A 4358-nucleotide genomic window follows, 5' to 3' on the forward strand; every position below is an offset into this window, starting at 1 on the left:
TTAAGCTGAAGTGCCTTCGCTTTCGGTAGCCGCAGTACCGCGATGCCGACGACGCCTCCATCGGAAAATGGTCCCGGCGTCGTGTGAAATTCTTCGACTTCGAGGCCACTATAGGCAATTTCTATGCGCGTTGCTGCGATAAATACTGGACGAATCGACCTGTGCTTGTCACGGTTGACAAGCTTATTAAATGCAATAAGCGCGTGGTTTTCTTCGGATGGTTGATCCGGCTGAAAACATTGTATCTGCGCAATTGTCTTAAGGACAGATGGCGCAACGAGGGGAGCGAGTCTATTTTCCTCTCTACGCCATTCTCTCAGGTTCGCGGTAATCGGAAGTTTGATGCCAGCAGCCACCTTGGTCTCGTCTATGTAAGCGTGACTATCGATGACGTGTCCGTAGATTGCATGATCTAGCGAAGCGCGAAGATTGGTGAGGATGTCGCCAATCACCACACTTCGTCCGCTGGGAATCTCCTCTTTGACTTGAGCTACTACCTTCGCGATTAGACGTGACGAACCGTCAGGATGGTTCGTTGTGAGTGCCTCGAACTGCAGTGGTTTTCGCCCGCGGTATTCATGGACCTCGTTTCTCAGAGCATCCAAGTGCACCTTGGCCCTGGCCAGTTTAGCGAACGCACTACCCATAGGGCGAAATCTTACTCGCGAATAAGCTGGTCGCCGGCAAACTAGCTACTTGGCGAAGCGGCGCAGTCTGTGCTTGATGTCGCGGAAGATTGTGTCCTGGCACACCAGTGGCTGTTGCTGCGAAGGAAGCCGGACTTGTTCGCCCGCACGGTCTTGCCCACATTGGGGACGCCACGAAGTTCGCCCTGTTGCACTCAGCCACCTGCCAAGAGCACGTGCATCGCATTATTGCTCCCCAACCGATTAGCTTTCGGGCGAGCCGCCGCTCTCTCATGGACTCGATCCTCTCTGTGGCGAGGTACTGGGTACGCGGATCTCACAGTTCCTGGTCACGCCCAGCCCGACCGCGGCCGATGCACCTCCCGAACGTCTTACGCAACTTCGTGTGCGGGATGGCATCGTGTACGCAGCATGGGATCCTGTCGGCCAGCTGGGCGTCGCGACAGCTTTCGGTGTCGTGACCGAGGTCTCTCGCACAGACCGCAGCGCCACGGTTGATTGGCGCGAGGTCGATACCACGTTCCGCCCGAATCCCTCTGGACGTGTGCACTGGGAACGAAAGGGAATGTTCCGATTCGCACCGGCAGTCGTGGACCGATACATGCTGGTTGACCTGTTTGCGGATCGGTTTCCCGACATGGATGTAGCCGCCGGTGGCCCCGGTTGGCAGCCGTGTCTCCGAAGCTGCGCGGGGCGGCGATCTGAATGTCAGCTGCTCCACGATGACGCTCGAGCCGTGCCGCACCGGTGATATGGGCGCCACTCGGCGTGGTTCCGGGTGCAGGCGACGATGGATCTCGGGCAGGCCTCTGTCGATGAACTCGAACCAGACGTGCAGCCCGGCGAAGAGCTGGTCCCGGCTGTACGTCTCCGCGTCGATGAGGTGCGCGGCGTGGAGCTCGGTGTCGTCGAGGACCAGCTGGATGCCGGGCCACGTGGATGCCATGTCGGCGACGATGCTCTCGGCGTGGCGGGGCTGAGTGACGTCGTCCGCGATCCGGGCGAAGACATCGATCCGTGGCGCGTACGGGGAGATGCCGATCGACGATTGGATGTGCGCGGCTGGCAGCGTGATGGTCGCGTCAGCGTTGATCGAGAACGCCCCGCCCGCAAACTCTTCCAGTTCGTCGCGCACGAGCGTGCGCAAGCGGTCGGGTCCGAGTTCGGCGGTGCCGATGACAGGAGACCCGGCAGGCCGCGGCCGGCCGAGGCCCGCAAGAAACGACGGATGAGGCACCGACCAGATCTGCCGAAGCGTCGCCATAGAGATCCGGGCGACCTCGGTTTCGCAGGGTCCACGGCCGTTCGCAAACGAACCGACCGTCTCGAAGCCTCTGCCACCCCAATCGCTGAAGCGCGGGTGCGCATCCGCTGACATCGCAGGCGACGGTGGACCGGACGCGGTGGCCGTTGGAGCGGCCGAAGCGCAGGGCGAACGGTAGTGGTTCGCCCTGGTCTCGCGCGGGAGTCACGAAGACGACATCGTCGAGTTCCATCGTCGATAGACGCTCGGTGAGAGTCGCCTGGAACTCCTGCCATGTCGTATCGATGGTTGCATCAAAGTGGAAGTCGGACATGATTTCTCCTTTCGGTTGGCACGCTGGCGCACCGCCTCATCGGCGGTGAGAACGTGCGGGACTGCTGAAGTGATCGCTCGGAGTGGAGCGGGGATGCCTCACCGGCCGGGCCGGGAGGACCACCTGACGCCCACAGGATAGGAGAGAGGTCCGACAGAAACGTTGGGGCACATCCCGGGTGGGTGTGCGGGTGCGCGTCAGATTTGTAGGTGACTGGTGAGTAGGTCGGCGTGAGTGTTGGTGGTGCTGGTCAGGCGGTGGCGGTCTGGTTGTGCGGGTGGGTCCAGATGTTGTCGAGTCGGTTGCTGGCCTGGTGACAGCGCAGGGTGATGATGCCGGTGGCGCCGGTGATGTTCCAGCGCATGCCGGATTGTTTGAGGCGGGCTCCGATGATGGATTTGCAGCCGGCTTCCACGACGCCGGAGCCGACGAAGAAGCCGTGGTCGCGGAAGTAGCCGTAACGCATGCGCTGGGCGTTGGTGATGAAGTAGCCCAACGCTTTGTCGGTGGTGGCCGCGAGTGCGGGATCGAGGGTGGGCAGCAGGGTTTGGGTTGCGGTGACGAGGGTTTCGATGTCGCCGTCGTCGAGGTCGGCCAGACGTTGCTCGAGCCAGTGCGATCGGTCGGCGCCGAGGGTGTCGGCGAGTTGGTCGGCGAGGGCGTGGAGGTGTTCGCGGGCGTGGTAGAGGTCGACGATGGGGGTGGCCTCGGGCCAGGTGGCGGTGGCCAGGTTCCAGATCCAGGCGGCGCCGTCGCCGAGGACGACGAGTTGACGCGTCTGCTCGGCGCCGCGGCGGGTGGCTTCGGCCGCGGCCAGGGGTGCGAAGTCGCCACTGGTGGCGAAGCTGGCGACGTAGCTGGTCGAGTCGGGATCACGCAGCGGTCGGCCCTCGTCGTCGATGGTGGTTTGGGTGAAGACCGCGGCCAGTTTCACCTCGCGGGTGTGGGCACGGCCGTCGGCGGCTTTGCCGGTGCGTCCGGCGACCGCGGCGGCGGTCATGGGCACGCCGGTGCCGTCGATGGCGATGTAGAGCTTGTCCGGTGCCGGCCGCTCGGTCGAGGGCGCCAGCACCTGGACTGCTCGGCGGCAGATCGCGGCCGACTCCACGGCTTGGCGGTCGGCGGCCGCGGCCCCATCGGTTTCCGCGGATCGTTCGATCCGCTTGGTGCCCAACCGTATTCCGGCCAGCTCAGCCAGCAGGACCGACGCGGCGGCGAACGGGGCGGCCGCCGCGGCCACCGCGGTGATCTTGCGCAGGCCCGGTGACAGCGAGACCCCGCTGACGCCGAGTTCGTCATCACGCGGGACGACACCATGGCCGCAGTCGGCGCAGTGGTAGTAGCCCCGACGCACCTCGACCGCGCCCAGCACGGTGGTGATCGTCTTGTCCCGGTAGCCCACGAACCGCGCTCGATGCCCACCGCGACAGTCGATGCGGGGACCGCGGTACCCGCCGTCGGCACCCAGCAACTGTTCGAGCAGACTCGCCCCGATCTGGGTCATCGCCGCCCGGATCGCCACCTCCACCCCGCCCAGGTCGGCATCGGTACGGCCCAACGCGCCGGCAGCCAGGGCGGCCAGCCGGTCTACTTCGGCGGTGATCTGCGTCGTGATCTGTTCGGCGATCTGGGCGGTGAGCCCCCTTTTTCGGCCTGCGTGGCGGCCGGCGCGACAGGAGCAGCCGCACCCGGTGGGCGGGCCTCACAGATCGCTTCGTTGACCTCCACGATCTGCTCGGACACCTGCGCGAACCGGTGATAATTGGCGATCTCGGCACGCACCTTGTCGAGTTCAGCAGCCGAGAGCTGCCGGCCCACGCTGCGCCGCCCCGGCAACGTGCGGGTCCACAAATAACGTGGTCCATGCCCGGGATGATCCGGCTGGGCGCACACACAATTCGGTTTGCCGCACCGCCGATAATTCTCGCTGACCGACCCCCGCCGGAAATCCCCGGTCGCCGCCAACTGTTCGAACAACCGCTCTCGCGCTGCCTGCAATTCCTCCAACGACCGATCAGCCACGACCCGCTCCAATCTGGTTGTGTATTACACAACCAGATTATCGGCCGACCAGCAACAACAATGCTCATCTACTTACGTGTCGCACACCCTGGGTGTGCGTCAGATTTGTAGG

Annotated in this window: 5 protein-coding genes and 1 pseudogene; 1 reads left to right on the forward strand and 5 read right to left on the reverse strand. The window is 64.1% G+C overall.

Annotated features, from left to right (window positions below):
- The 4 genes from GORHZ_RS30810 to GORHZ_RS12525 form a co-directional block, all read right to left on the reverse strand.
- Positions 1-647, reverse strand: a 647-nt coding sequence (locus tag GORHZ_RS30810; RefSeq protein ID WP_157205157.1) for a hypothetical protein, incomplete at its 3' end; no start/stop codon positions are given.
- 316 nt (positions 648-963) lie between these two features.
- Positions 964-1782: a T3SS (YopN, CesT) and YbjN peptide-binding chaperone 1 gene (locus tag GORHZ_RS32210; protein ID WP_373279599.1), complete on the reverse strand. Its 819-nt coding sequence runs from the start codon at positions 1780-1782 to the stop codon at positions 964-966.
- Positions 1730-2224: a TY-Chap domain-containing protein gene (locus GORHZ_RS32215; protein ID WP_373279598.1), complete on the reverse strand. Its 495-nt coding sequence runs from the start codon at positions 2222-2224 to the stop codon at positions 1730-1732. Before GORHZ_RS32215 ends, GORHZ_RS32210 begins: the two co-directional genes overlap by 53 nt.
- Before the next feature lie 250 nt (positions 2225-2474).
- Positions 2475-3728: an ISKra4 family transposase gene (locus tag GORHZ_RS12525; RefSeq protein WP_051998861.1), complete on the reverse strand. Its 1254-nt coding sequence runs from the start codon at positions 3726-3728 to the stop codon at positions 2475-2477.
- Between GORHZ_RS12525 and GORHZ_RS31585 the strand changes: the two genes are divergently transcribed.
- A complete protein-coding gene (locus tag GORHZ_RS31585) occupies positions 3639-3983 on the forward strand; it encodes a hypothetical protein (RefSeq protein ID WP_245551401.1) in 345 nt (114 codons plus the stop codon). The genes GORHZ_RS12525 and GORHZ_RS31585 overlap by 90 nt on opposite strands.
- Positions 3984-4012: 29 nt before the next feature.
- On the opposite strand, the pseudogene GORHZ_RS32220 reads toward GORHZ_RS31585, so the two are convergent.
- Positions 4013-4246 (reverse strand): annotated as a pseudogene (locus GORHZ_RS32220) (DUF6788 family protein); the annotation flags it as partial.
- Positions 4247-4358 lie beyond the last annotated feature (112 nt).

This window comes from Gordonia rhizosphera NBRC 16068 (assembly GCF_000298195.1).
Taxonomy (GTDB): Bacteria; Actinomycetota; Actinomycetes; order Mycobacteriales; family Mycobacteriaceae; genus Gordonia; species Gordonia rhizosphera.

Excerpts from the sequence above, each read along its gene's own strand:
- GORHZ_RS32215 (WP_373279598.1), bottom strand. The coding sequence starts at position 2,224 with ATGTCCGACTTCCACTTTGATGCAACCATCGATACGACATGGCAGGAG.
- GORHZ_RS31585 (WP_245551401.1), top strand. The coding sequence starts at position 3,639 with ATGCCCACCGCGACAGTCGATGCGGGGACCGCGGTACCCGCCGTCGGC.
- GORHZ_RS12525 (WP_051998861.1), bottom strand. The coding sequence starts at position 3,728 with ATGACCCAGATCGGGGCGAGTCTGCTCGAACAGTTGCTGGGTGCCGAC.